The sequence below is a fragment of the Pseudomonas sp. XWY-1 genome (assembly GCF_002953115.1).
Taxonomy (GTDB): domain Bacteria; phylum Pseudomonadota; class Gammaproteobacteria; order Pseudomonadales; family Pseudomonadaceae; genus Aquipseudomonas; species Aquipseudomonas alloputida.
Window position 1 is genome coordinate 1,371,840 of the sequence record NZ_CP026332.1, and the last position, 25,580, is coordinate 1,397,419.

At 61.8% G+C, this 25,580-nt stretch carries 25 protein-coding genes, 1 tRNA gene and 1 pseudogene; 20 read left to right on the forward strand and 7 right to left on the reverse strand.

All coding sequences use genetic code 11. The features are described 5' to 3' along the window. Positions 1-10 precede the first annotated feature (10 nt). The 15 genes from aspS (at position 11) to PRJ_RS06570 (ending at position 12,298) form a co-directional block, all read left to right on the forward strand. On the forward strand, positions 11-1,786 hold the full coding sequence (gene aspS / locus PRJ_RS06500) for an aspartate--tRNA ligase (protein ID WP_004575741.1): 1,776 nt from the start codon (positions 11-13) through the stop codon (positions 1,784-1,786). 114 nt (positions 1,787-1,900) lie between these two features. Further along, the gene (locus PRJ_RS06505) at positions 1,901-2,647 is read left to right on the forward strand and encodes a YebC/PmpR family DNA-binding transcriptional regulator (protein WP_003254770.1); all 747 of its coding nucleotides are present in this window, start codon (positions 1,901-1,903) and stop codon (positions 2,645-2,647) included. Between the two features lie 185 nt (positions 2,648-2,832). Next, positions 2,833-3,357, forward strand: a complete 525-nt coding sequence (gene ruvC / locus PRJ_RS06510; protein WP_010952366.1) for a crossover junction endodeoxyribonuclease RuvC — start codon at positions 2,833-2,835, stop codon at positions 3,355-3,357. 109 nt (positions 3,358-3,466) lie between these two features. After that, positions 3,467-4,084: a Holliday junction branch migration protein RuvA gene (gene ruvA / locus PRJ_RS06515; protein ID WP_003254768.1), complete on the forward strand. Its 618-nt coding sequence runs from the start codon at positions 3,467-3,469 to the stop codon at positions 4,082-4,084. Further along, positions 4,081-5,127 carry a Holliday junction branch migration DNA helicase RuvB gene (gene ruvB, locus PRJ_RS06520; RefSeq protein WP_104960966.1) on the forward strand — a complete coding sequence of 349 codons (1,047 nt, stop codon included), beginning with the start codon at positions 4,081-4,083 and terminating at the stop codon, positions 5,125-5,127. The genes ruvA and ruvB overlap by 4 nt, the downstream gene beginning before the upstream one ends. 125 nt (positions 5,128-5,252) lie before the next feature. Continuing rightward, entirely contained in the window at positions 5,253-5,705 is a 453-nt protein-coding gene (ybgC, locus tag PRJ_RS06525; RefSeq protein ID WP_003254764.1) for a tol-pal system-associated acyl-CoA thioesterase, read from the forward strand. Positions 5,706-5,707: 2 nt separating this feature from the next. Beyond that, positions 5,708-6,403 (forward strand): protein TolQ, encoded by a 696-nt coding sequence (gene tolQ / locus PRJ_RS06530; protein ID WP_010952367.1) that lies wholly within the window; start codon positions 5,708-5,710, stop codon positions 6,401-6,403. A gap of 14 nt (positions 6,404-6,417) precedes the next feature. After that, the gene (tolR, locus tag PRJ_RS06535) at positions 6,418-6,870 is read left to right on the forward strand and encodes a protein TolR (protein WP_003254760.1); all 453 of its coding nucleotides are present in this window, start codon (positions 6,418-6,420) and stop codon (positions 6,868-6,870) included. Continuing rightward, positions 6,870-7,988, forward strand: a complete 1,119-nt coding sequence (gene tolA / locus PRJ_RS06540; RefSeq protein WP_010952368.1) for a cell envelope integrity protein TolA — start codon at positions 6,870-6,872, stop codon at positions 7,986-7,988. The genes tolR and tolA overlap by 1 nt, the downstream gene beginning before the upstream one ends. A gap of 26 nt (positions 7,989-8,014) precedes the next feature. Beyond that, complete coding sequence (gene tolB / locus PRJ_RS06545) at positions 8,015-9,286, forward strand: Tol-Pal system beta propeller repeat protein TolB (RefSeq protein WP_012051477.1); 1,272 nt, start codon at positions 8,015-8,017, stop codon at positions 9,284-9,286. A 54-nt stretch (positions 9,287-9,340) separates the two neighbouring features. After that, positions 9,341-9,841, forward strand: coding sequence for a peptidoglycan-associated lipoprotein Pal (pal, locus tag PRJ_RS06550; protein ID WP_003254755.1), 501 nt, complete (start codon positions 9,341-9,343; stop codon positions 9,839-9,841). A 6-nt stretch (positions 9,842-9,847) separates the two neighbouring features. Further along, positions 9,848-10,654, forward strand: coding sequence for a tol-pal system protein YbgF (gene ybgF / locus PRJ_RS06555; RefSeq protein WP_003254754.1), 807 nt, complete (start codon positions 9,848-9,850; stop codon positions 10,652-10,654). 168 nt (positions 10,655-10,822) lie between these two features. Continuing rightward, entirely contained in the window at positions 10,823-11,470 is a 648-nt protein-coding gene (gene queE / locus PRJ_RS06560) for a 7-carboxy-7-deazaguanine synthase QueE (RefSeq protein ID WP_003254753.1), read from the forward strand. Next, positions 11,470-12,162 (forward strand): 7-cyano-7-deazaguanine synthase QueC, encoded by a 693-nt coding sequence (queC, locus tag PRJ_RS06565; protein WP_076403786.1) that lies wholly within the window; start codon positions 11,470-11,472, stop codon positions 12,160-12,162. The genes queE and queC overlap by 1 nt, the downstream gene beginning before the upstream one ends. Positions 12,163-12,222: 60 nt before the next feature. Then, a tRNA-Lys gene (locus tag PRJ_RS06570) sits at positions 12,223-12,298 on the forward strand. 96 nt (positions 12,299-12,394) lie between these two features. Here the strand turns inward: PRJ_RS06570 and PRJ_RS06575 are convergent. From PRJ_RS06575 to PRJ_RS06585, 4 genes and pseudogenes are all read right to left on the reverse strand, one after another. Continuing rightward, positions 12,395-13,354: a cation diffusion facilitator family transporter gene (locus tag PRJ_RS06575; RefSeq protein WP_014589999.1), complete on the reverse strand. Its 960-nt coding sequence runs from the start codon at positions 13,352-13,354 to the stop codon at positions 12,395-12,397. Between the two features lie 141 nt (positions 13,355-13,495). Further along, entirely contained in the window at positions 13,496-14,251 is a 756-nt protein-coding gene (locus PRJ_RS30625; RefSeq protein ID WP_370688784.1) for a methyl-accepting chemotaxis protein, read from the reverse strand. 102 nt (positions 14,252-14,353) lie between these two features. Beyond that, positions 14,354-15,562: pseudogene (gene mcpU / locus PRJ_RS30630) on the reverse strand (methyl-accepting chemotaxis protein McpU); the annotation flags it as partial. 66 nt (positions 15,563-15,628) lie between these two features. Continuing rightward, positions 15,629-16,981, reverse strand: a complete 1,353-nt coding sequence (locus PRJ_RS06585; protein WP_104960968.1) for an APC family permease — start codon at positions 16,979-16,981, stop codon at positions 15,629-15,631. A 447-nt stretch (positions 16,982-17,428) separates the two neighbouring features. Here PRJ_RS06585 and PRJ_RS06590 point away from each other — a divergent pair, with 447 nt between their 5' ends. Both PRJ_RS06590 and nadA read left to right on the forward strand, forming a co-directional pair. Further along, positions 17,429-18,937: a YdgA family protein gene (locus PRJ_RS06590; protein WP_104960969.1), complete on the forward strand. Its 1,509-nt coding sequence runs from the start codon at positions 17,429-17,431 to the stop codon at positions 18,935-18,937. Positions 18,938-19,211: 274 nt separating this feature from the next. After that, positions 19,212-20,270 (forward strand): quinolinate synthase NadA, encoded by a 1,059-nt coding sequence (gene nadA, locus PRJ_RS06595; protein WP_003254747.1) that lies wholly within the window; start codon positions 19,212-19,214, stop codon positions 20,268-20,270. Between the two features lie 108 nt (positions 20,271-20,378). Here the strand turns inward: nadA and PRJ_RS06600 are convergent, their stop codons facing one another. Continuing rightward, a complete protein-coding gene (locus tag PRJ_RS06600; protein ID WP_014590004.1) occupies positions 20,379-21,815 on the reverse strand; it encodes a M48 family metalloprotease in 1,437 nt (478 codons plus the stop codon). Between the two features lie 122 nt (positions 21,816-21,937). Between PRJ_RS06600 and PRJ_RS06605 the strand changes: the two genes are divergently transcribed. Further along, positions 21,938-22,177: a sulfurtransferase TusA family protein gene (locus PRJ_RS06605; RefSeq protein ID WP_003254745.1), complete on the forward strand. Its 240-nt coding sequence runs from the start codon at positions 21,938-21,940 to the stop codon at positions 22,175-22,177. Between the two features lie 20 nt (positions 22,178-22,197). Beyond that, positions 22,198-23,268 carry an AI-2E family transporter gene (locus PRJ_RS06610; RefSeq protein WP_003254744.1) on the forward strand — a complete coding sequence of 357 codons (1,071 nt, stop codon included), beginning with the start codon at positions 22,198-22,200 and terminating at the stop codon, positions 23,266-23,268. 117 nt (positions 23,269-23,385) lie between these two features. Here the strand turns inward: PRJ_RS06610 and PRJ_RS06615 are convergent, their stop codons facing one another. Together PRJ_RS06615 and PRJ_RS06620 are read right to left on the reverse strand one after the other, a co-directional pair. Next, the gene (locus PRJ_RS06615) at positions 23,386-23,859 is read right to left on the reverse strand and encodes a peroxiredoxin (protein ID WP_003254742.1); all 474 of its coding nucleotides are present in this window, start codon (positions 23,857-23,859) and stop codon (positions 23,386-23,388) included. Between the two features lie 11 nt (positions 23,860-23,870). Continuing rightward, on the reverse strand, positions 23,871-24,431 hold the full coding sequence (locus PRJ_RS06620) for a glycine cleavage system protein R (protein ID WP_003254741.1): 561 nt from the start codon (positions 24,429-24,431) through the stop codon (positions 23,871-23,873). 259 nt (positions 24,432-24,690) lie between these two features. Here PRJ_RS06620 and dapA point away from each other — a divergent pair, with 259 nt between their 5' ends. Next, positions 24,691-25,578, forward strand: coding sequence for a 4-hydroxy-tetrahydrodipicolinate synthase (gene dapA / locus PRJ_RS06625; RefSeq protein WP_003254739.1), 888 nt, complete (start codon positions 24,691-24,693; stop codon positions 25,576-25,578). Positions 25,579-25,580: the final 2 nt, after the last annotated feature.

The window sequence follows — 25,580 nt, forward strand, 5'->3', positions numbered from 1 at the left end:
AACCACCATCATGATGCGCAGCCATTATTGCGGCCAACTGAACGAGAGCCTGGACGGCCAGGAAGTCACCCTTTGCGGCTGGGTCCATCGTCGCCGCGACCACGGCGGGGTGATCTTCCTCGACATCCGTGACCGCGAAGGCATGGCCCAGGTCGTGTTCGACCCGGATCGCGCCGAAACCTTCGCTGCCGCCGACCGTGTGCGCAGCGAATACGTCGTGCAGATCACCGGCAAGGTCCGCAAGCGTCCTGAAGGTGCAGTGAATGCCAACATGGCTTCCGGTGCCATCGAGATCCTCGGCTACCAGCTGAACGTGCTCAACGAAGCGGAAACCCCGCCGTTCCCCCTGAACGAATACTCCGACGTCGGCGAGGAAACCCGCCTGCGTTACCGCTTCATCGATCTGCGTCGCCCGGAAATGGCCGACAAGCTGCGCCTGCGCTCGCGCATCACCAGCAGCATCCGTCGCTTCCTCGACGAAAACGGCTTCCTCGACGTCGAAACCCCGATTCTCACCCGTGCCACCCCGGAAGGCGCGCGCGACTACCTGGTGCCAAGCCGTACCCACGCCGGTAGCTTCTTCGCCCTGCCGCAATCGCCACAGCTGTTCAAGCAGCTGCTGATGGTCGCTGGCTTCGACCGTTACTACCAGATCGCCAAGTGCTTCCGTGACGAAGACCTGCGTGCCGACCGTCAGCCGGAATTCACCCAGATCGACATCGAGACCAGTTTCCTCGATGAAAGCGAGATCATGGGCCTGACCGAAAGCATGATCCGCAAGCTGTTCAAGGAAGTGCTCGACCTGGAATTCGGCGAATTCCCGCACATGACCTTCGAAGAGGCCATGCGCCGCTACGGCTCCGACAAGCCAGACCTGCGTATTCCGCTGGAACTGGTCGACGTTGCCGACCAGTTGAAGGATGTCGACTTCAAGGTGTTCGCCGGCCCGGCCAACGATCCGAAGTGCCGTGTTACCGCCCTGCGTCTGCCAGGTGGTGCCAGCATGCCGCGCAGCAAAATCGACGAGTACACCAAGTTCGTCGGTATCTACGGTGCCAAGGGGCTGGCCTACATCAAGGTCAACGAGCGCGCCAAGGGCGTCGAAGGCCTGCAGTCGCCGATCGTCAAGAACATCCCTGAGGCCAACCTCAACAACATCCTCGACCGCGTTGGCGCCGTAGACGGTGACATCGTGTTCTTCGGTGCCGACAAGTTCAAGGTGGTCAGCGAAGCCCTGGGTGCGCTGCGTATTCGTCTGGGTCACGACTTCGAGCTGCTGACCTGCGAGTGGGCGCCGATGTGGGTCGTCGACTTCCCGATGTTCGAAGAGAACGAAGACGGCAGCTTCACTGCACTGCACCACCCGTTCACCGCGCCGAAGTGCACCCCGGAAGAGCTCGAGGCCAACCCGGCCACCGCCCTGTCCCGTGCCTACGACATGGTTCTGAATGGTACCGAGCTGGGTGGCGGTTCGATCCGTATCCACCGGAAAGAGATGCAACAGGCGGTATTCCGTCTGCTGGGTATCGAGGCGGAAGAACAGGAAGAGAAGTTCGGCTTCCTGCTCGACGCTCTGAAGTTCGGGGCACCGCCTCACGGTGGCCTGGCGTTCGGTCTGGACCGTCTGGTCATGCTGATGACCGGCGCCCAGTCGATCCGTGAAGTGATCGCGTTCCCGAAAACCCAGAGCGCTGCATGCGTCATGACCCAGGCCCCTGGCATGGTCGACGCCAAGGCCCTGCGCGAACTGCACATCCGACTGCGCGAACAGACCAAGGTCGAGTAAGCAGTCCCCGGGCGCATCCACATGGATGCGCCTTTGCGTTTCGACGCAGGTTTTTTCCCGTCCCGCCCCGTCATGGGGCGGGGCCGTTTGTGATTCAAAGGATTCGGAGTCGTTATGGCTGGTCATTCCAAGTGGGCGAACATCAAGCACCGCAAAGAGCGCCAGGATGCCAAGAGAGGCAAGGTCTTCACCAAGTGGATCCGTGAACTGACGGTCGCTGCCAAGCAGGGTGGCCCTGATCCGGCATCCAACCCGCGTCTTCGCCTGGCCCTGGACAAGGCGTTGGGCGCCAACATGAGCCGCGACATCATCGATCGCGCCGTGGCCCGTGGTGCTGGCACCAATGAAAGCGACAATGTCGAAGAGCTGAGCTACGAAGGTTACGGCCCGGGTGGCGTGGCGATCATGGTCGAAGCCATGACCGACAACCGCAACCGTACCGCCGCAGCCGTGCGTCATGCCTTCACCAAGTGTGGCGGCAACCTGGGTACTGACGGTTCGGTGGCCTACCTGTTCGAGCGCAAAGGCCAGATCAGCTTTGCCCCGGGCGTGGAAGAGGACGCGTTGATGGAAGCGGCAATGGAGGCCGATGCCGACGACGTGGTCGCCAATGACGACGGCTCGTTCGACGTGTTCACCTCGTTCAACAGCTTCTATGCCGTGCGTAATGCCTTGGAAGAGGCAGGCTTCAAGGCCGCTGACGCGGAAATCGTCATGCAGCCGACCACCAGTGCCGAGCTCGACCAGGACGGTGCCGAAAAGGTGCTCAAGTTGATCGACATGCTCGAAGACCTGGACGACGTGCAGAACGTCTATTCCAATGCCCAGATTTCCGACGAGATCATGGAAAACCTCGGCTAAGGTGATTTGGCATTCTGTGCCAACTCTGAGCGTTTGATAGCGCCTGTGCCGGCCCTTTCGCGGGTAAACCCGCTCCTACAGGTATTACGCCCATTTCAAATGTGGTGCAGTGCCTGTAGGAGCGGGTTTACCCGCGAAAGGGCCGGCGCAGTTTGTAGAGATGCATCATTTTTTCGACGGGCTTTATGACTCTGATTCTAGGTATCGACCCCGGCTCGCGCATCACCGGCTATGGCGTGGTACGCCAGACCGCCCGTGGTTGCGAGTACGTGGCGTCGGGCTGCATCCGCACCGGCAGCGGTGAGCTGCACGAGCGGCTGCAGATTGTTTTTCGTGGTGTCAGTGAAATCATTGCCCAGCACGGCCCGGTGACCATGGGCATCGAACGGGTGTTCATGGCCCGCAACGCCGATTCGGCGCTCAAGCTTGGCCAGGCACGTGGCGCGGCTATCGTCGCCGCCGCCGAGGCCGGCCTGGAGATCGCCGAGTACAGCGCCACCCAGGTCAAGCAGGCCGTGGCCGGCACGGGCGGGGCCAACAAGGAGCAGGTGATGATGATGGTCATGCACCTGCTGAAATTGACGCAGAAACCGCAGATCGACGCTTCCGATGCCCTGGCCATCGCTCTGTGCCACGCCCACACCCGCTCCAGCCTGGTGCCGCATGGCTTGACCACAGCGCGGCGACGCGGCGGGCGCTTGCGTCTGTAAGCGCTTCATGCGCTGATACACATTTTGTTCGGGTGTTACATTCACCCGCTGCATTTGCTGATAGGGTTGAGCGGTCTTTGACCGGCTCCCCGAGAGGAAGGATCGGAACGTGATTGGACGTTTGCGCGGCACCCTGGCGGAAAAACAACCGCCTCACCTGATTATCGACGTCAACGGCGTGGGTTACGAACTGGAAGTTCCCATGACCACGCTGTACCGTCTGCCCAAAGTGGGTGAAACCGTCACGGTGCATACCCACCTGGTCGTGCGCGAAGATGCCCACTTGCTCTACGGCTTTGCCGAAAAGCGCGAGCGCGAGCTGTTTCGCGAGCTGATCCGCCTGAACGGCGTAGGGCCGAAGCTGGCCCTGGCGCTGATGTCCGGGCTGGAAGTGGATGAACTGGTGCGCTGCGTGCAGGCCCAGGACACCTCAGCCCTGGTGCGCGTACCGGGCGTCGGCAAGAAAACCGCCGAGCGCTTGCTGGTCGAGCTCAAGGACCGTTTCAAGGCCTGGGAAACCTCGCCGGCCATGTTCACCCTGGTGTCCGATGGGCCTCTACCGGTCGCCAGCGAGTCCAGTGCCGAGGCCGATGCCGTCAGTGCCCTGGTCTCGCTGGGCTACAAGCCGCAGGAAGCCAGCAAGGCAATCGCCGCGATCAAGGACAAGGCCGGCCTGAGCAGTGAAGAGCTGATCCGCCGCAGCCTGAAAGGGATGATTTCCAAGTGATCGAAGCCGACCGCCTGATCGCCGCCAGTGGCCGCGACCGCGAAGAAGTCCAGGACCGTGCGATTCGCCCGCTGAGCCTGGACGAGTACATCGGCCAGCCGGTGGTGCGCGAGCAGATGGCGCTGTTCATCCAGGCCGCTCGCGGCCGCGGCGAGTCGCTTGACCACACACTGATCTTCGGCCCGCCCGGCCTGGGCAAGACCACCCTGGCCAACATCATCGCCCATGAAATGGGCGTGTCGGTGAAGAGCACTTCGGGGCCGATTCTCGAGCGCCCCGGTGACCTGGCAGCCATGCTGACCAACCTCGAGCCGCACGACGTGCTGTTCATCGACGAAATCCACCGCCTGTCGCCTGTTGTCGAGGAGGTGCTGTACCCGGCCATGGAGGACTTCCAGCTCGACATCATGATCGGCGAAGGCCCGGCAGCCCGTTCTATCAAACTTGATCTGCCACCCTTCACCCTGGTGGGGGCTACTACCCGTGCCGGCATGCTGACCAACCCACTGCGTGATCGCTTCGGTATCGTCCAGCGCCTGGAGTTCTACAACGACAAGGATCTGAGCACCATCGTCAGCCGCTCGGCCAACATCCTTGGCCTGGCCATCGAAGACCAGGGTGCCTACGAGATCGCCCGCCGTGCCCGTGGCACGCCGCGCATCGCCAACCGCCTGCTGCGCCGCGTGCGCGACTATGCCGAGGTACGCGGCAAGGGCCATATCACCAAGGCCGTGGCTGACATGGCGCTGAACCTCCTGGATGTCGACGAGCGGGGTTTCGACCATTCCGACCGTCGCCTGCTGCTGACCATGATCGAGAAGTTCGATGGCGGCCCGGTGGGCGTGGACAACCTGGCTGCAGCCATCAGCGAAGAGCGTCATACCATCGAAGATGTGCTTGAGCCGTACCTGATTCAGCAGGGCTACATCATGCGCACGCCACGCGGCCGCGTGGTCACCCGGCATGCCTACCTGCACTTTGGGCTGAATATTCCCGGGCGCTTGGGGGAGGGGGGCGATTTTTCCGAGCCAGGCGATGAATGACAGATCGAAAGCGACTTTTTGTGGTCCTACCGCTGGCATGCCCCTGGTGCGCTGGCAATAAGACATTAATGAAGAAAAAACAGTTGCCACAGCGGATTGGCAAGCTGAGGAGTAAGCACTAGAGTATGCGCGCGCAAAATCAGCTCGAACCGTTCGCACATCGGTGTCGCGTCTATTACGAAGATACCGATGCGGGCGGCGTGGTGTATTACGTCAACTACCTGAAATTCATGGAGCGCGCGCGCACCGAACGCCTGCGGCACCTGGGCTTTTCCCAGTCGCAACTGGCTGAAGACAACCTGCTGTTCGTGGTCCATTCCAGCGAAGCGCGCTATCACGCGCCGGCGCGGCTGGATGACGAATTGCGGGTGACCGCGCAGGTCCTTGAACTCAATCGCGCCAGTTTGCGTTTCGTACAGCAGGTCTGGCGGGAAAAGGATGAAACGCTGCTTTGCGAAGGGCAGTTCCTGGTGGCTGCCGTGCGCGCCGACACTTTCAAACCCCGAGCCCTACCCCCCCAGCTGCGCGACGCCTTTGCGGCGGACGGCTCGGGTAATCAATCGAATGCAGGAGAATAAGCGTGGAAGCTAACGTCGTCGACCATACCTCCATGTGGAGTCTGGTCAGCAATGCCAGCGTGGTGGTACAGCTGGTAATGCTGACCCTGGTGGCCGCCTCGGTCACCTCATGGATCATGATCTTCCAGCGCAGCACCATGCTGCGCGCCGGTCGTCGTGCGCTGGATGCCTTCGAAGAGCGCTTCTGGTCGGGCATCGACCTGTCCAAGCTGTACCGCCAGGCAGGCAGCAACCCAGACCCGGACTCCGGCGTAGAGCAGGTGTTCCGTGCCGGTTTCAAGGAGTTCTCGCGCCTGCGCCAGCAGCCGGGTGTTGACCCGGACGCCGTCATGGAAGGTGTTGGCCGTGCCATGCGTGTGGCCATCTCGCGCGAGGAAGAAAAACTCGAGCAGAGCTTGCCGTTCCTGGCCACCGTTGGTTCGACCAGCCCGTACATCGGCCTGTTCGGCACCGTGTGGGGCATCATGAACTCCTTCCGCGGCCTGGCCAGCGCCCAGCAGGCCACCCTGGCTACCGTTGCTCCGGGCATCGCCGAAGCACTGATCGCTACCGCCATCGGCCTGTTCGCGGCAATCCCGGCTGTTATTGCCTACAACCGTTTCGCCGCGCGCAGTGAAGTACTGATCGGCCGTTACTACACCTTCGCCGACGAGTTCCAGGCGATCCTGCACCGCAAAGTGCACACCAGCGAAGAGTAATCAGGTAGAAGCCCATGGCCCGAGTTCGCCACAAACGCAAGCCCGTCGCCGAGATGAACGTGGTGCCCTACATCGACGTGATGCTGGTGCTGCTGGTCATCTTCATGGTGACGGCGCCCATGCTCAACCAGGGCGTGAAGGTCGACCTGCCCAAGGTTTCCAGCGAAGCCTTGCCGCAGGACAACAACGTCCAGATCCTCACCATCTCCATCAAGGCCGATAAAACCTATTACTGGAACCTCGGCAGCGAAGTCGATACCGACAAGCAGATGGACAAAGCCATGACCTTGCCGGCCATGACCGACGCCGTGACCAAGATCATTGCTGCCGGCCGTGACCAGGGCAAGCAGACCCAGGTGTTCATTCGTGGCGACAAGGCTGTCGACTATGGCGCGGTCATGGGTGCCATGGGCGGGTTGCAGAAGGCCGGTGTCGGTAACGTTGGCCTGATTACCGAGGCGCCCTGATGCAACAGCGAGAGCCATCCGCCTCGGAAAGCTACTTCTGGCCCAGTGTCTGGGCCATCGGCCTGCATGTGCTGGTGTTCGCCCTGCTGTTCGTCAGTTTTGCCATGACGCCGGAGCTGCCGCCTTCCAAGCCGATCGTTCAGGCGACCCTGTACCAGCTCAAGTCCAAGAGCCAGGCAACCACCCAGACCAATCAGAAGATTGCCGGGGAGGCGAAGAAAACCGCTTCGCGCCAGACCGAAGTCGAGCAGCTGGAACAGAAGAAGGTCGAGCAGGAGGCCGTGAAGGCCGCGGAACAAAAGAAAGCTGACGCCGCTCAAAAGGCCGAAGAGGCCCGCGAAGCCGCCGAGGCGAAAAAAGCCGAGGATGCTGCCAAGGCCGCTGAAGCCGCCAAGGCTGCCGAGGCCAAGAAAGCTGCCGAAGCCAAGAAGGCCGACGAGGCGAAGAAAGCTGCCGAGAAACAGCAGGCCGACATCGCCAAGAAGAAGGCCGAGGACGAAGCCAAGAAAAAAGCCGAAGAAGAGGCCAAGAAAGCGGCCGCTGAAGAGGCGAAGAAGAAAGCCGCCGAGGACGCCAAGAAAAAGGCAGCCGAAGAGGCCAAGAAGAAAGCAGCCGAGGACGCCAAGAAGAAAGCGGCGGCCGAGGACGCGAAGAAGAAGGCAGCTGAAGAGGCCAAGAAAAAGGCCGCTGCAGATGCCCAGAAGAAGAAGGCACAGGAAGCGGCCCGCAAGGCGGCAGAAGACAAGAAAGCCCAGGCACTGGCCGAGCTGTTGTCCGATACCACCGAGCGGCAGCAGGCGCTGGCCGACGAGCAGGGTGACCAGGTGGCCGGCGACTTCGACGACCTGATCCGCATGCGCGCGGCCGAGGGCTGGGCACGTCCGCCTTCCGCGCGCAAGGGCATGACGGTGGTCCTGCAGATCAACATGTTGCCGGACGGTACCATCACCAATGTCAGCGTGGCCCGGTCCAGTGGTGACGGCCCGTATGACAGTTCGGCGGTGGCTGCGGTGAAGAACATTGGTCGTTTGACCGAGATGCAGGGTATGAAGCCGAGCGATTTCAACCAATATCGTTCGTTCAAGATGACATTTACACCTGAGGATCTAGCGTTGTGATTAAACGTCTGAGAGGACTGCTGGTCATGCTCTGCTGCGTGGCAGGCATGGCGGTGGCAGAAGAAAAGAACATCCTGGTTACCAGCGGCAGCGACCGGGCCACGCCCATCGCGGTAGTACCGTTCGGTCTGCAGGGCGGTAGCGTGTTGCCTGAAGACATCGCCGACATCATCGGCAACGACCTGCGCAACTCTGGCTACTACTCGCCAATTCCGCGGCAGAACATGATCAGCCAGCCGTCGCAGGCCAGCGAAGTGATCTTCCGTGACTGGAAAGCGCTGGGTGCACAGTACGTGATGGTCGGCAGCATCGTGCCGTCGGGCGGTCGCCTGCAGGTGCAGTACGCGCTGTTCAACGTCGCCACCGAGCAGCAAGTGCTGACCGGCAGCGTGGCGGGCAGCACCGACCAGCTGCGCGACATGGCGCACTACATTGCCGACCAGTCGTTCGAGAAGCTCACCGGCATCAAGGGCGCGTTTTCTACGCGCATGCTGTACGTGACGGCCGAGCGTTTCTCCACCAACAACACCCGCTACACCCTCCAGCGTTCGGACTACGACGGTGCGCGTGCGGTGACCCTGCTGCAATCGCGTGAGCCGATCCTGTCGCCGCGCTTTGCGCCAGATGGCAAACGTATCGCCTACGTTTCGTTCGAGCAGAAGCGCCCACGTATCTTCGTGCAGAACATCGATACTGGCCGCCGCGAGCAGGTGACCAACTTCGAAGGCCTGAACGGTGCGCCAGCCTGGTCGCCGGACGGCTCGCGCCTGGCGTTCGTGCTGTCCAAGGACGGCAACCCGGACATCTACGTGATGAACGTGGCCTCGCGCCAGATCAGCCGTGTTACTGCAGGCCCGGGTATCAATACCGAGCCGTTCTGGGGTAAAGATGGCAACACCCTCTACTTCACTTCCGACCGTGGCGGCAAACCGCAGATCTATAAACAGTCGGTCAGTGGTGGTGGTGCCGAGCGCGTAACGTTCGTAGGTAACTACAACGCCAACCCGAAACTTTCGGCGGACGAAAAGACCTTGGTAATGATTCATCGCCAACAGGGCTTTACCAACTTCAAAGTGGCGGCACAGGACTTGCAACGCGGAAGTGTAAAGATTCTGTCTGAAACAAGTCTTGATGAGTCTCCCACTGTTGCGCCAAACGGCACCATGCTAATCTACGCCACCCGCCAGCAGGGCCGGGGAGTCTTGATGCTCGTGTCGCTGAACGGCCGCGTGAGGCTCCCACTTCCTACCGCTCAAGGCGAAGTCAGAGAACCGTCCTGGTCCCCTTACCTGAACTGATTGCGGCGTAATACATTTTGCTTAACACACTGGGGTTTCATTAGGAGTTTCACGATGGAAATGCTGAAGTTTGGTAAATTTGCTGCGCTGGCTCTGGCCATGGCCGTAGCTGTAGGTTGCTCCTCGAAGGGCGGTGATAACGCAGGCGAAGGCGCTGCTGTAGACCCTAACGCTGGCTACGGTGCCAACACTGGCGCTGTTGACGGCTCCCTGAGCGAAGAAGCCGCCCTGCGCGCAATCACCACCTTCTACTTCGAATACGACAGCTCGGACCTGAAGCCAGAAGCCATGCGCGCTCTGGACGTTCACGCCAAGGACCTGAAAGCCAACGGCAACCGTGTTGTTCTGGAAGGTAACACCGACGAGCGCGGCACCCGCGAGTACAACATGGCTCTGGGTGAGCGTCGTGCGAAAGCCGTTCAGCGCTACCTGGTTCTGCAGGGCGTTTCCCCTGCTCAGCTGGAACTGGTTTCCTACGGCGAAGAGCGTCCAGTTGCTACCGGCAACGACGAGCAGTCCTGGGCTCAGAACCGTCGCGTAGAACTGCGTAAGTAAGTTCTTATGCGTATGTGCCGCCGTGTAGTAACCGTCCTCGCACTCAGCCTGCCGCTTGCGGCCTGGGCTGAGGTCCCTGTAGTAGATGACAACGCAGGCAGCTATCCGCCTGCGGGTTATGGCACGAGCGGCGCCTATGCCGGGTCAGGGGCTTCGGCCCCTGCCTCTGCACAGGGCCAGCTGTTCATGCAGCTGCAACAGATGCAGGATCAGCTTTCCCGCCAGCAAGGCATCATCGAAGAGCTGCAAAACGATGTGTCCCGCATGAAGCAGGAAAACCTGGAGCGTTACCAGGACCTGGACCGTCGCATCAACAGTGGCGCTGCGCCTGCCGCAACCCCTGACAATTCCTCCGGTGGTGGTGCGTCCAATGCCGCCCCCGATGCCGCAGCAGGTGCTGCTGCGCAACAACCGGCCGGCAGTAGCCAGCCCGGTGATCCGGCGAAAGAGAAGCTCTATTACGACGCAGCTTTCGACCTGATCAAACAGAAAGACTTCGACAAGGCCAGCCAGGCGTTCAACGCCTTCCTGCGCAAGTACCCCAACAGCCAGTACGCCGGTAATGCCCAGTACTGGTTGGGTGAAGTGAACCTGGCCAAGGGTGACCTGCAAGGCGCCAGCCAGGCCTTTGCCCAGGTCAGCCAAAAGTACCCGAAGCACAGCAAGGTGCCAGATTCGCTGTACAAACTGGCTGACGTCGAGCGCCGTATGGGCCATACCGACAAGGTAAAAGGCATCCTTCAGCAGGTCGTCACCCAGTACCCCGGCACCTCTGCCGCTCAACTGGCCCAGCGTGACCTGCAGAAGCTCTAGGCCTTGTCGCTGTACCGCTCGAAAGAAACCCGCGCCAGTCGCGGGTTTTTTCGTTAGAATCACTGCCCTTTTTTCGTAAACACGCTGCTGCGGATAACGCTATGTCGAGTCCGCGACAGTGCCTGACGGAGGCGGACAGCCTGTTTAGCTGTCACGCCCGTGGCGATCATGCAAGACACATTACGCATCACCGAAGTCTTTTACTCTTTGCAGGGTGAGACGCGAACGGCCGGGCTGCCCACGGTATTTGTGCGCCTCACCGGTTGCCCCCTGCGTTGCCAGTACTGCGACAGTGCCTATGCCTTCAGTGGCGGTACCGTACGCACCCTTGATTCGATCCTCGAACAAGTGGCCGGCTTCAAACCGCGCTACGTCTGTGTCACCGGTGGCGAACCACTGGCTCAGCCCAACGCCTTGCCGTTGCTGCAGCGGCTGTGTGATGCCGGTTACGAGGTGTCGCTGGAGACCAGCGGCGCGCTGGATATTGCCGGCACCGACACCCGCGTCAGCCGTGTGGTCGACCTGAAAACCCCAGGCTCCGAAGAGTCGCACCGTAACCGCTACGAGAACATCGAGCAGCTGACACGCAACGATCAGGTCAAGTTCGTCATCTGTTCCCGCGAGGATTATGACTGGGCGGTATCCAAGCTGATCCAGTACAACCTGGCCGAGCGTGCCGGTGAGGTGTTGTTCTCACCCAGCCATCATCAGGTGAACGCCAGTGACCTGGCTGACTGGATCGTTGCTGACAACCTGCCTGTACGCTTCCAGCTGCAGCTGCACAAGCTGCTGTGGAACGACGAGCCCGGACGTTGATTGAGGAGCACGTACACATGACAGAAAAACGCGCAGTAATCCTGTTGTCCGGCGGCCTGGACTCGGCCACCGTGGTTGCCATGGCCAAGGCCGAAGGCTACAGCTGCTACACCATGAGCTTCGACTACGGCCAGCGTCATCGTGCCGAGCTGAACGCCGCTGCCCGCGTGGCCCGCGACCTGGGTGTGGTCGAGCATAAGGTGATTGGGCTGAACCTCGACGGCATCGGCGGTTCTGCATTGACCGACAGCAGCATCGACGTGCCGGAAGCCCCGGGTGAAGGCATTCCGGTCACTTATGTGCCGGCGCGCAACACCGTGTTCCTTTCGCTGGCCCTGGGTTGGGCCGAAGTACTGGAAGCGCGCGACATCTTCATTGGCGTCAACGCCGTGGATTACTCCGGCTACCCGGATTGCCGACCCGAGTTCGTCGAGGCCTTCGAGCGCATGGCCAACCTGGCGACCAAGGCTGGCGTAGAAGGGCAGGGCTTCCGCATCCAGGCGCCGCTGCAGAACATGAGCAAGGCGCAGATCGTGCAGGCCGGTATGGCCCGTGGTGTGGACTACAGCCTGACCGTTTCCTGCTACCAGGCCGACGATGACGGCCGCGCCTGTGGCAAATGCGACAGCTGTCGCCTGCGCGCCGATGGTTTCAAGGCCGCCGGTATCGAAGATCCGACTCGGTATTTTTGAAAAAATCGTGATGGGGTGTTGAATTCTCGTTAGAAATCAGTATTATACGCGCCATCAAATGGGTCGTTAGCTCAGTTGGTAGAGCAGTTGGCTTTTAACCAATTGGTCGTAGGTTCGAATCCTACACGACCCACCATACGCAGTACGTGAAAGCCCGCTACCAGAAATGGTCGCGGGCTTTTTCGTTTGCGCTACGGGTGTTCGGAAAAAAGGGGCGCAGAGCGCCCACCAATTACTCGGCCCATTCCGGGTCGCCAGTGAACACCACAGTCAGCCAGCGGTCCGGCCCTTCGCCGCCTACCGCGTCGCCAATCTCGTTGCGCCAGGCATCCCATTCATCGATGGTCTTCGCCGCCATGGTTTTGGGCACGATGAAATACAGCTCAATCTCCCGCGAACGCCCGACCTTGGCGACATAGGCGCGGTAAGACTGCAGACCGTGGCGGGCGACGAAGGCCTTGGCCACCTCATCTACGTGCAGCTTGAGGTCGCCGGGGGTGACCAGGAAGATTTCAGACAGCGCCTGACGCACCACCGACATCGGCAACGGCACGATCACCAGGCACACCAGCGCCAGCACCGCCGGGTCAATATAGGGTGATACCCATTCCAGCGAAGTGCCCTGCACGGCATAACCAAAACAGAAGGCGATCAGCAGTGCGGCAGTGATGCTGGCCGACATCACCCAGCCCTTGACGTCCATGCGCACGAAGTCTGACTTCAGTTTACGGTTGGCGCGGGCCTCGATGACGGCGATGGTCACGCAGGTGATCACCGTCAGCGCCGCGTAGACCATGGCAATGCCGAACTCCAGGTGGCGCCCGCCTTGCAGCAGGCTGCTGACGGCATTGATCAGCGCGTAGATGGCCACGCCGCCGAGCAGAATGCCGTTGAGCGCCAGTACCATGGGCTCCAGGTGCCAGAAACCCATGGTGAAGCGCTCGCGCAGCTTGCGCGACATCTGCACGCTGGTGGTGTGCGAAGTGATCAGCTTGACCACCACCAGCGACAGCCCGCTCATGCTGGCGTCGACCAGCGAGTACACACCGTCGAAGACGATGGAGAACGATCCGGAGGCAAGGCCGAAGGCGATGCCGATGGTGGCGATGAACAGGGTGGCGGCGATCGAGGTGCGTAAAAGCCCTTGTTCGCTGGTGATGTCGAAGAAGGTGGATCGGGTTGGATTAGGCATAAGTTGTGCTCAAAAATAACAATGGTGCGGTGCCTGTCAGGGCCTCTTCGCGGGCACGCTCGCTCCCACAGGAACTGCACAGCCCCTTAGGGCACGCCGAACCTGTGGGAGCGGGCGTGCCCGCGAAGAGGCCCTGACAGGCTAGACGCGAAACTGCTCCATCAGCGCCTGCTGCTGGTTGGCCAGCCGGTTCAGGGCCTGACTGATGCGTGCCGATTCATCGGCCTGCCCAGCCAGTGATTCTGTCACGTCTCGAATGCCGGCCACGTTACGGTTCACTTCCTCGGCCACCGCACTCTGCTCTTCCGCCGCCGAGGCTATCTGCAGGTTCATGTCGCTGATCACCGCCACGGCCTCGCCAATACGCTGCAGCGCCGGTAATGCCTGCTCCATGCGTGCGGCGCTGTCCTGGGCCTGGCGTTGGCCTGCATGCATGGCACCGACCACGTCCTGGGTGCCTTGCTGAAGGCCTTCGATGACCTGGCGAATTTCCTCCACCGAAACCTGCGTGCGCTGGGCCAGGCCGCGCACCTCATCGGCAACCACGGCGAAGCCACGCCCGGCTTCGCCTGCGCGGGCCGCTTCGATGGCGGCATTCAGTGCCAGCAGGTTGGTTTGTTCGGCAATGGTGCGGATCACTTCAAGCACCGAGCCGATCTGCCCGCTGCGGTCTTCCAGTGCACGAGCCTCGTCCATGGCAGTGTTCATACCGGCGGCCAGGCGGTCGATGCCCTGGCGCGTGCTGTCCACCAGTTGCAAGCCTTCCTGGCTGGCCTGATCCGCGGCGCGTGCGGCCTGGGCCGCCTGCGAGGCATTGTGGGCGACATCCAGGGCGGTGGCGCTCATTTCGTTGGCCGCTGTGGCCACCTGTTCGATTTCGCGATGCTGTTGCTGCATGCCGTCGCTGGTCTGGCTGGCAATGGCGGCCGATTGGTCGGCGGTATTGCGGGCCTCCTGCAGCGAGCCTTTGACCTGGGCAATGACCGGTTGCAACTTGTCGAGGAAGCGGTTGAACCAGCCGGTGAGCTGGCCCAGTTCATCCTGGTGGGCGTAGTCCAGGCGACGGGTAAGGTCGCCTTCGCCACTGGCAATGTCTTCCAGGCGTGCAGCCACGGCCAGGATTGGCCGGGTAACGCCGCGCGCGGTCAGCCACACCAGCAGCAAACCGGCGATAGCCGTGCCAAGGCCTATCAGCAGGCTGGTGAGGTTGGCGTTCTGGTTATGGGCATCAAGGCGCTGGTTGAGGGCGACGGCAGGGGCCTGCAGCACGCTTTCCGGCAGTTCCAGCACTACCTGCCACGGGGCTGTGTCAGGGATTGGCGTGAAGGGGTGGGCCACGCGCAGCAGGCCGTCGGCTACCGCCTTGTCCATGGGCTTGCCGAGCACGCTGTCGTCGCGACTGTTGCCGGCCAGCAGGCCGGCGGCGGTGGCGATGCTCACCTGGCCCTGGCCGTCGAACAGGTCGCGGCGGCCGTCCACGCTCAGTTGCTGCAGGTTGGCCAGGCCGATGTCCACGCCGACCACGCCGACTACCTTGCCGTGTTCCAGCAAGGGCAGAGCGATGCTGGTCATCAGCACCTGACGGCCGTTGACCTCGTCGAGGTACGGTTCGAGCATGCAGGTCCTGGCGGTGTCCTGCGGGCAGGTCAGCCAGCGGTTCTTCGCCGCGCCGTTGCTGCCGATGCTGGTGTCGCCGAGCATCGTTTCCGGCATGGCTTCAAGTTCCAGGGTGCCGGGGCTTGGTTGGGACCAGTACAGCGAGAAACGCCCGCTCTCATTGCTGCCCATGGCGTCCTGGCCGAGGTAGTGGCTGTCCTGCTGGTCCAGGGCATTGGGTTGAAACACCAGGTACAGGCCAATCACATCCGGGTTGCCGGCCAGGCTGGCACGCGCCTGGCGGGTCAGTTCGGCGCGCAGGTCGCTACCACCACGGTCCTTCAGCACCTGTACCAGGCGGGCAAAGCCATTGCCGTACTGGTAGGCGTCCATGAAGTAGCGCTGGATACGCAAGGCCTGGGTTTCGGCATGGGCCTGCAGGCGCTGGCGGGCGCTGTCTTCGAGCATGGCAGTGTTGGCCTGGTTGACCAGGGCGGCGCTGCGATGGGCCTGGGTCAGCGAGGTGGCGACCAGCAAGGCGACAATGGCCAGCAGGCACAGGCCGGCGAGGAGTGTGATCTTCCACTGGATGGAGAGGCGACGCAGCGGCATGGGGGCTTTCCTTTTCGAACAAATGCAACGCCCGCGATCAGGCGCGGGCGTTGTTGGCAGCGTGGGTCATTCGGCGACGTAGTTGGGCGGTGCCGCGCGGAAGGCTTTGGTCAGCCAGCCCAGATAGGCCAGCCCGAGCGCAGCCCAGATACCGCCAAACATCAGCGAATGTGCGTTCAGGTCCAGCCACAGCGAGACGATGATGCAGAAGCCGATGGTCGGCAGCACCAGGTACTTCAGCTGGTTGGCCAGGCCTTTACGGTTGCCTTCGCGCAGGTAGCAGTGGTTGATCACCGACAGGTTGACGAAGCTGAACGCGACCAGGGCGCCGAAGTTGATGATGGAAGTGGCGGTGACCAGGTCGAAGAAGATTGCCGACAGCGAAATCAGCCCTACCACGGCAATGTTCAGCACTGGCGTCTTGTAGCGCGAATGCAGGCGGGCGAAGACGCTGGCCGGGATCACGTTGTCGCGGCCCATTACATACAGCAGGCGTGACACGCTGGTTTGCGAGGCCAGGCCCGAGGCGATGGTGTTGATCACGGTGCAGGCGATGAAGATCGACTGGAAGAGCTTGCCGCCAACGTACAGGGCAATTTCCGGCAGGGCTGCTTCCTGGTCGTGGAAGCGGGCCATGGTCGGGAAGTAGGCCTGGATGAAGTACGACACGGTGATGAACACCACACCGCCAATCAGTGCGGTGAGGAAGATCGCCCGGGGAATGGTCTTGGCCGGATCGCGGGTTTCCTCGGACAGGCAGGTGACTGCGTCAAAGCCCAGGAACGAGAAGCACAGGATGGTCGCACCGGCGGCCAGGGCGCTGAACTGGGTCTGGCTGTCGGCGAACGGTATCAGGCTCCAGGTGGTACCCAGCCCTTCACCCTGGTCCAGGCCGCGTACGCACAGGTAGATGAACACGGCGATGATCGCCACCTGCACACCCACGAACAGCAGGTTGAAGTGCGCCACCAGGTTCACGCTGCGCATGTTGATCAGGCTGATCAGGGTGACGAAGCCGGCCACCCACATCCACTCAGGCACTTCCGGGAACATGGCCGAAAGGTACAGCTTGGCCAGTAGTGCGTTGACCATCGGCAGCAGCAGGTAGTCCAGTAACGAAGACCAGCCCACCAGGAAGCCCACGTGCGGGTTGATCGCGCGCTGGGTGTAGGTGTAGGCCGAGCCCGACTGCGGGAAGCGTTTTACCAGGGTGCCATAGCTCACCGCGGTGAACAGGATGCCAGCCAATGCCAGGATGTAGGCGCTGGGTACATGGCCGGCAGTAATCCCGCTGACGATGCCGAAGGTATCGAACACGGTCATCGGGGTCAGGTAGGCCAGGCCGATGATGATCACGTGCCAGAGGCGCAGGGTTTTGCGGAGTTGGCCGTTGCCGGAAGCGCTGTGGTCAGGCTGCATGCTGGCATGGCTCCTGCTGCTTGGCGTAAACGACGGGCACGGTGTATTGCGCATGCGGCAAGGGCGAGCGGGTGGGCTCCATGTTGTTCACCTTTTATGTTGGAGCGGCGGAAGGCGCGGTGGGGGCGCGCAAAGTGGTGAAAATAAAAAACGATGGGTAGGTGGGTGTCAAGTTAAACATGACAAGATGTTGCCAGATTGAAATATCTATCGATTAAATACGGGGTTTGTTCGGTTTTTGCGCGTTTTTTTGCGATTATGATCAATTTGTGTGTTCGTAAAAATTAACGAGCCCTTTGCTTGTCTCACCTTGCTGTCGGATGTGTCCGAAAAATGGCATTTCTCGACCTGGGCCAGCACTCGGCCCAATCGGGGGTGGTACTCTTCGATTTCTGCGTGGCCTCTGGCCGCCTTCGAAGCCCTTACGGACAGCAATCGGTTCTATTCATGAAGAAATCAGTTGGCATCCTTTCCGGCCTGGCTATCGCCATTGCCGTCGCAACTACCGCAGGCGCCTGGTACACCGGCAAGCAGCTGCCGGCAGAGCTGGATAACGCCCTTGCACGCAGCAACGCCGAACTCAAAAAGGCCCTGGTCAGTACCGGTGGTAGCATGAGCATCGAGCGTGTGTCGCTGGAGCAGCATCTCTTCAGCAGCACTGCCCAGTACCGGCTCAAGGCTCGCGACGTCAACGTGGGTCAGGGCGAGGTGATCAATTTTGACGTGGGCGTGACCGACCAGATCGAGCACGGCCCGTTTCCCTGGTCGAGGGTCAGGGCACTGAAGCTGATGCCGGTAATGGCGGTCAGCAACAGCACGCTGCAGAAGGATGACGCCGTCGCGCCATGGTTCGCCGCTGCGGGTGAAAAGGCCCCGATCAGCGCGCAGACCAGCCTGGGTTACGGCGGCAATGTGGTCAGCCAGGTTCAGCTGGCGCCGCTCAAGTTTGACGAAGCGGATGGCAACAGCCTTGACTTCTCGGGCATGCAGTTCGAAGTCAGTGGGGACAAGGAGGGCAAGGCCTCGAAGTTCCAGGGCCAGGCCGACAGGCTGGTGATGAAATGGGTGCATGACGACCAGCCGCCGGCCACCTTCGAGCTCAAAGGGCTGACGTTTGGCGGTAACCTCGCAGCCACCGCGCACGATGCCATCTATGTCGGCAACGTCGATCTGGCGTTGGCCGAAACCAAGGTCACCCTTGGGCCGAAACAGCAGGTGCTGCTGATCAAGGGCCTGGAACAGAACGCCTTGCAAACCCTCGACGGCACGGACACCGTAGGTGGCCGCGCGGAGTACAAGGTCGGTGACATCAGCTGGGATGGCCGCGCGGTAGGCAAGGCGCAGATGGCGGTGAGCGTGACTTCGGTAAACGCCCCGGCGCTGCAGGCCTTGTCGAAGTGGTACCAGTCGCACTTGCCGGAGTTCGAGGCCGCCAGTGCGGCTGGCCAGCCGGTACCGCAGATCCAGATGGACGACGCCGAAAAGGCCCGCTTCCAGGGTGACTTGCAGAAATTGCTGGCCGCCAAGCCCAAGCTGGCGGTGGAAAACCTGTCGTTCAAGACCGCCAATGGCGAGAGCCGCTTCAACCTGTCGATGGACCTCGCCGCGCCGGCCAGCTTCGACCTGCCGCCGGACCAGCTGAGCAAGCAGATTATCACCGAGGTGAAAGGCAAGCTGTCGCTGTCCAAGCCGATGATCGGTGACCTGGCGACCTTGCAGGCGTTGCTGGATGGCCAGACCGACGCCCAAGCGATTGCCATGCAGTCGAGCCAGGCGGGGGAGATGGTCGGCATGATGGCGCTGCAGAGCGGCATGGCTACCGTGCAGGGCGATGATGTGGTCAGCAGCCTGCACTATGCCGATGGCATGGTCGATTTCAATGGCAGAAAAATGACCGTAGAAGAATTTGCCATGTTCATGGCGGCGCATCTGGGGGCCCTGTCGCCGCAGGGGTGATGGTTTCTCCTGTTGCGGCCTCTTCGCGGGTGAACCCGCTCCTACGAGGATTTCACAGTGTAGGGGCGGGTTCACCCGCGAAGGGGCCCGCACAAGCACTACAAAAACCCCTTTAGTAATCGCTGGATTGTCTGTAGCCTTCGGCCTCCGATAATAATCCGCGCCCGCAGAGGGCCGTGGCGGTCAGCATGCCGTCCGGCGCCCTTAGCCGATCTGTCAGGGCCGGGTGATACACTCGATTTGACGCGCAAGCGCGCCTGCAGGTCCAGCGATCATGACCCAGATTTCCGAACGCCTTTTGGTTCAGGCCCACCTCGACGCCAAGCAGCCCAACCCGCTGACAGCCGAGCAGGAGGCCGAATACCGTGCGGCCATCGCTGCCGAGCTCAAAGCCCAGAATGCCGTGCTGGTTGCCCATTATTACTGCGACCCGGTCATCCAGGCGCTGGCTGAAGAAACCGGCGGCTGCGTGTCCGACTCTTTGGAAATGGCCCGTTTCGGCAAGAACCACCCGGCCGAAACGGTCATCGTGGCCGGTGTGCGCTTCATGGGCGAGACGGCAAAAATCCTCACCCCGGAAAAGCGCGTGCTAATGCCGACACTGGAGGCCACCTGCTCGCTCGACCTGGGTTGCCCGGTGGAAGAGTTCTCGGCCTTCTGCGACCAGCACCCTGAGCGCACCGTGGTGGTCTACGCCAACACGTCCGCAGCGGTGAAGGCACGCGCCGACTGGGTAGTGACTTCGAGCTGCGCGCTGGAAATTGTCGAAAGCCTGATGGACAACGGCGAAACCATCATCTGGGGCCCGGACCAGCACCTGGGCCGTTACATCCAGAAGCAAACCGGTGCCGACATGCTGCTGTGGGACGGTGCCTGCATCGTTCACGAAGAGTTCAAGTCGCGCCAGTTGGCCGACATGAAGGCGCTGTACCCGGATGCTGCGATCCTGGTGCACCCCGAGTCGCCGGAAGCGGTGATCGAGCTGGCCGATGCGGTGGGCTCCACCAGCCAGCTGATCAAGGCTGCCCAGACCCTGCCGAACAAAACCTTCATCGTCGCCACCGACCGCGGCATCTTCTACAAGATGCAGCAGCTGTGCCCGGACAAGGAGTTCGTCGAAGCCCCCACCGCCGGCAACGGCGCGGCCTGCCGCAGCTGTGCGCATTGCCCGTGGATGGCGATGAACACCCTGGAGCGGGTGCTGGATTGCCTGCGTAACGGCACCAACGAGATTTTCGTTGACCCGGCGCTGGTGCCCAAGGCGATCAAGCCGCTTAATCGCATGCTGGACTTTACCCAGGCGGCGCGGCTGAAGCTGTCTGGTAATGCCTGACGCCAGACCGCGTCATACTCTTCGCGGGCTCGCCCGCTCCCACAGATATTGCACCGTTTACCAAGGCGGTGGAGTACCTGTGGGAGCGGGCTTGCCCGCGAATCGCCTTCAGCGCCCCATCATTTCCTGAACCATGCGCCGCTGCTCCATGATCTCGCGCTGGCGCTGGTCAATCTGTGAGGCCAGCGGGAAGTTACCGCCCGCCCGACGCTTGGCGTAATCCAGCTGCTGGATTGCCTGATCAAAGTCGCCGACCAGCGTGAAGTATTCGGCACGCGCCCGGTGCAAGCCAATGGTATTGCCCGACAAGCCACGCACCTCGGCCATGTCGTACCACACATCCGGGTCATCCGGCCGACTCTTCACCAGCTCGTTCAACACCTTCTCGGCCTCAGCCGGCTTGTTCTGTTTCACCAGCAGGTCGGCACGCACCTGTTTCAACGGGTAGTTGCCCGGGTACAGCCCCTGCATCCGTTCGGCGCGCTGCTGGGCGTCGGCAAGACGGTTGTTGGTGATGTCCAGGTCGATCTGTGCCAGGTTGTAGGTGATGTCGTTAGGCGCCTTGGCCAGCAGCGGCTTGAGCATTTCACGCGCCTCGTTCAATTGCCCGCCCTTGATCTGTGCCAAGGCCAGGCCATAACGTGCGGCGTCCAGCTTTGGGTCTTCGTCCAGTTGGGCGCGGAAGCGCTTGGCGGCAAGCCCCGGCGTGCCTTCGTAGGTCAGCGCCACCCGGGCGCGGATCAGCTGGTAGCGCATGCTGTCTTCGATACCACCCTTGGGCGCCTGGTCGGCGCGGTTACGGGTGTCGGCAATACGTGATTCGGTCACCGGGTGGGTCAGCAGGAACTCCGGCGGTTTGGCGTCATAGCGATACTGGCGTGCCAGGCGCTCGAACATGGTCGGCATGTTGCGTGGATCGTAGCCGGCCTTTTCCAGGTTCTGGATACCGATACGGTCGGCTTCCTGTTCATTCTGGCGCGAGAAGCGCCGTTGCTCCTGAATGGCCGCTGCCTGGGTGCCGGCAATCATGCCGATGCCCGCGTCGCCGGCGCCACCTGCGGCCAGTACGATGCCGGCCAGCAGCGCCGCCATCATCGGCAACTGCATACGCTGCTGGGCCTCGACACCCCGCGCGAAGTGGCGTTGCGACAAGTGCGCCAGTTCGTGGGCCAGTACCGAGGCATATTCGCCCTCGGTCTGGGCGTTGAGGAACAGCCCACCGTTGACCCCTACAATGCCACCCGGGGCGGCAAAGGCGTTCAGCTCGCGGCTGTCGATCAGGATGAATTCCAGGCGCCGGTCCTGCAGCTGGCTGGTTTCGGCCAGCTTGTACACGCTGGTTTCGACATAGTCCTTGAGCTGTGGGTCATTGAGCTGATTGACCTGGCCGCGCAGCAGGCTGAGCCAGGCACGGCCCAGTTGGTGCTCCTGTTGCGGCGAGACGATCGCAGAACTGGCATCACCCAGTGATGGCAGGTCGTCAGCATGGCCGGGAAGGGCCATCAGGCAGGCCAGCGTCAGCAGGGTAGGGCGCAGTAGATTCATGCATGAAGCTCGCGTCGGATCAAAGATACCTACTGTAGCGGGCTCACACGTTGACGACCAGTGGCGCTATCCTAGCCAGCCATGCCAAGAAGCAGCCTGGCGATGCCTTTGGAGACCCTGCGATGAGTAACACCCTGACCTGCGACGCCGAACTGGACGCCAGCGGGCTGAATTGCCCTTTGCCACTGCTCAAGGCCAAGATGGAGCTCAATCGCCTGGCCAGTGGCGCGGTGCTCAAGGTAATCGCCACGGACGCAGGCTCCCAGCGCGATTTCCGCACTTTCGCCCAGTTGGCCGGTCATACCCTGCTGCAAGAAACGGCCGAGGCCGGTACCTACACTTACTGGCTGCGCAAGGCCTGAGTCTTTTCCAAGGATCGTCAATGTTCAAAGTGCTTCGCGACTGGGTGCAGCGCTACTTCTCCGATGAGGAAGCGGTGGTACTGGCGGTCCTGCTGTTCCTGGCTTTTACCGCCGTGCTCACCCTGGGCGGCATGCTCGCGCCGGTGCTGGCGGGCATGGTGCTGGCGTTTCTGATGCAGGGGCTGGTCAACGCCCTGGAGCGCGTGCGCGTACCTACACGGCTGGCGGTGATGCTGGTGTTCGCCTTGTTCATGGGCGCACTGGCGGTGTTCATGCTGGTGCTGGTACCGCTGCTGTGGCACCAGCTGATCACGCTGTTCAACGAGCTGCCGGGCATGCTCGGCAAGTGGCAGTCGTTGTTGCTGCTGCTGCCGGAGCGTTATCCGCACCTGGTGTCGGACGAGCAGGTATTGCACGCCATCGAGTCGGTGCGCGGTGAAATTGGCAAGTTTGGTCAATGGGCGCTGACCTTCTCGCTGTCCAGCCTGCCACTGCTGGTCAATGCCATGATCTATCTGGTGCTGGTGCCGATTCTGGTGTTCTTCTTCCTGAAGGATCGCGAACTCATTGGCCGCTGGGTCAGCGGCTACCTGCCGCGCCAGCGCACCTTGCTGAACCGGGTGGGCAGCGAGATGAACCGGCAGATCGCCAACTACATCCGTGGCAAGGGTATCGAGATTCTGATCTGCGGCATTGCCACTTACATCGCCTTCATCAGCCTGGGGCTCAATTACGCAGCGCTATTGGCGTTGCTGGTGGGGCTGTCGGTGGTGGTGCCTTACGTGGGCGCGGTGGTCGTGACCGTGCCGGTGACCCTGATTGCGCTGTTCCAGTGGGGCTGGGGCGACCAGTTCATCTACCTGATGACGGTGTACGCGATCATCCAGGCGCTGGATGGCAATGTGCTGGTACCGCTGCTGTTCTCCGAAGCGGTGAGCCTGCACCCGGTGGCGATTATCTGCGCGGTGCTGCTGTTTGGCGGGCTGTGGGGGTTCTGGGGGATATTCTTCGCCATCCCGCTGGCGACGCTGATCAAGGCCGTGCTGGATGCGTGGCCCAAGCAGGAGCCTAGCGTTTCACCGATGCTTTGAATGTAATTGGGGCCGCTTTGCGGCCCTTCGCGGGCACGCCCGCTCCCACTGGGCCCTGCACAATTCCGGTGGGAGCGGGCGTGCCCGCGAAGGGCTGCAAGGCAGCCCCATTCAATTTCAAGCCTTGTTCAAGGCTTGGGCGGCCGCCAATACGGCATCCACATGCCCGGGCACCTTCACGCCACGCCATTCCTGGCGCAGCACCCCGTCCTTGTCGATCAGGAAGGTGCTGCGGTCAACGCCCATGTACTCCTTGCCATACAGCTTCTTCAGCTTGATCACGTCGAACAGCTGGCACAGGGCCTCGTCCTTGTCGCTGATCAGCTCGAACGGGAAGCCTTGCTTGGCCTTGAAGTTCTCGTGCGACTTGATGCCATCACGCGACACACCGAATACCACGGTGTTGGCCGCGGCGAAGGCGTCGTGCTGGTCGCGGAAGCCCTGGCCCTCGGTGGTGCAGCCTGGGGTGCTGTCCTTGGGGTAGAAGTACACCACCACCTGCTGGCCCTTGAGTTCGGCAAGGCTGACGGTTTGCCCGCTGGTGGCCTGGGCCTGGAAGTCGGCGACAGGTTGGTCGAGTGCTACAGCCATGATCGGTTTCCTTACATAGGGTTCTGGGGACGCCATGGCTCGATCAGTGCGTCGAGGTTCAGGGCATCGGCAAAGTCCAGGAACTGGTCGCGTAGCCAGCTGATCTGCGTGCCGGCCGGCAGAATCACGGTGAACTGGGCGTTGAGCATGCTGCTACCGGTTTGCGGCGCCAGGTAGGTGTCGCAGGTCATGGCTTCCAGCTCGACGCGGTGGTCAAGGAAGAACTGGCACAGCTCGTTGATGATGTCCGGGCGGTAGGCAGCGCTCACGTAGGCCACATACGGAAGAGCCTGCGGGCGCACTTCCTGGTCCGCGCTGCGGACCACGTCGAGGGTCAGGCCGTGCTTCTTGCCCAGGCCTGGCAGGGTGGATTCGAGACGTGCCAGGGCATCCCAGCTGCCGCCCACCTGCAGCACCAGGGCGCTGGTCTCGCCGTGGCGGCTCAGGCGCGAGGTGACCACCGCGCAGCGGTTTTCGAAGGCAGCGCGGCTGAGGACGTTGGCCAGCTCCATGGGGTTCGGGCCCAGGGCACTGATGACAAGGAATTGTTCGCGGACGGTGGGGGTGGACATGCAGCATTCCTAAAGCGATGAGCGGTCGGCACAGGACGGGCAAAAGCCTCCTGTCGGCAGGGCCCGGGGCTCGCATGCGAGGTCTTGGACGCTGGCGGGGAGCAAGGTCGACGGCCCGGCGGGCCGCGCTGCACCGATCAAAGGGCCAAGGGTAGCGAAATAAGCCGCCGAGGGGAATGCTCCACCCGCCTGCTTCGCTTGTGCAAGGTCGATGCCCCCAGTACCATTACCGCTCTCTTTTTCCGGCAGGAGCAGTTACATGATTGCGGGCAGTATGGTGGCATTGGTCACACCCATGGATGCACAAGGGCGTGTTGACTGGGGCAGCCTCGACAAACTTGTAGACTTCCACCTGGAAAACGGCACTCATGCGATCGTCGCTGTCGGCACCACCGGTGAGTCGGCCACGCTGGATGTCGAAGAACACATCCTGGTCATCAAGCACGTGGTCGAGCGCGTCAAACGCAGCGCCAAACCAATTCCGGTCATCGCCGGCACCGGTGCCAACTCCACCGCCGAAGCCGTGCACCTGACCCAGAACGCCAAGAATGCTGGCGCCGACGCCTGCCTGCTGGTTGTGCCGTACTACAACAAGCCGACGCAAGAAGGCCTGTACCAGCACTTCAAGCACATCGCCGAAGCCGTCGACATCCCGCAGATCCTCTACAACGTTCCCGGCCGTACCTCCTGCGACATGCAGGCCGAGACCGTGATCCGCCTGTCGACCGTGCCGAACATCATCGGCATCAAGGAAGCCACGGGCGACCTGGCCCGCGCCAAGGCCATTCTCGATGGCGTCAGCAAGGACTTCATCGTCATGTCCGGCGACGACCCGACTGCCGTCGAGCTGATCCTGATGGGCGGCAAGGGCAACATCTCCGTCACCGCCAACGTCGCTCCGCGCGAAATGGCGGACCTGTGCGAGGCCGCCCTTGAGGGCAATGCCGAGAAGGCCCGCGCAATCAACGAAAAACTCATGCCGCTGCACAAAGACCTGTTCTGCGAGTCCAACCCGATCCCGGTGAAATGGGCGCTCGTCGAAATGGGCCTGATGCAAAAAGGTATTCGCCTGCCACTGACCTGGCTGAGCGAAGGCTGCCACGAAAAAGTCCGTACTGCCTTGCGCCAGTCCGGCGTACTGGTTTAAGA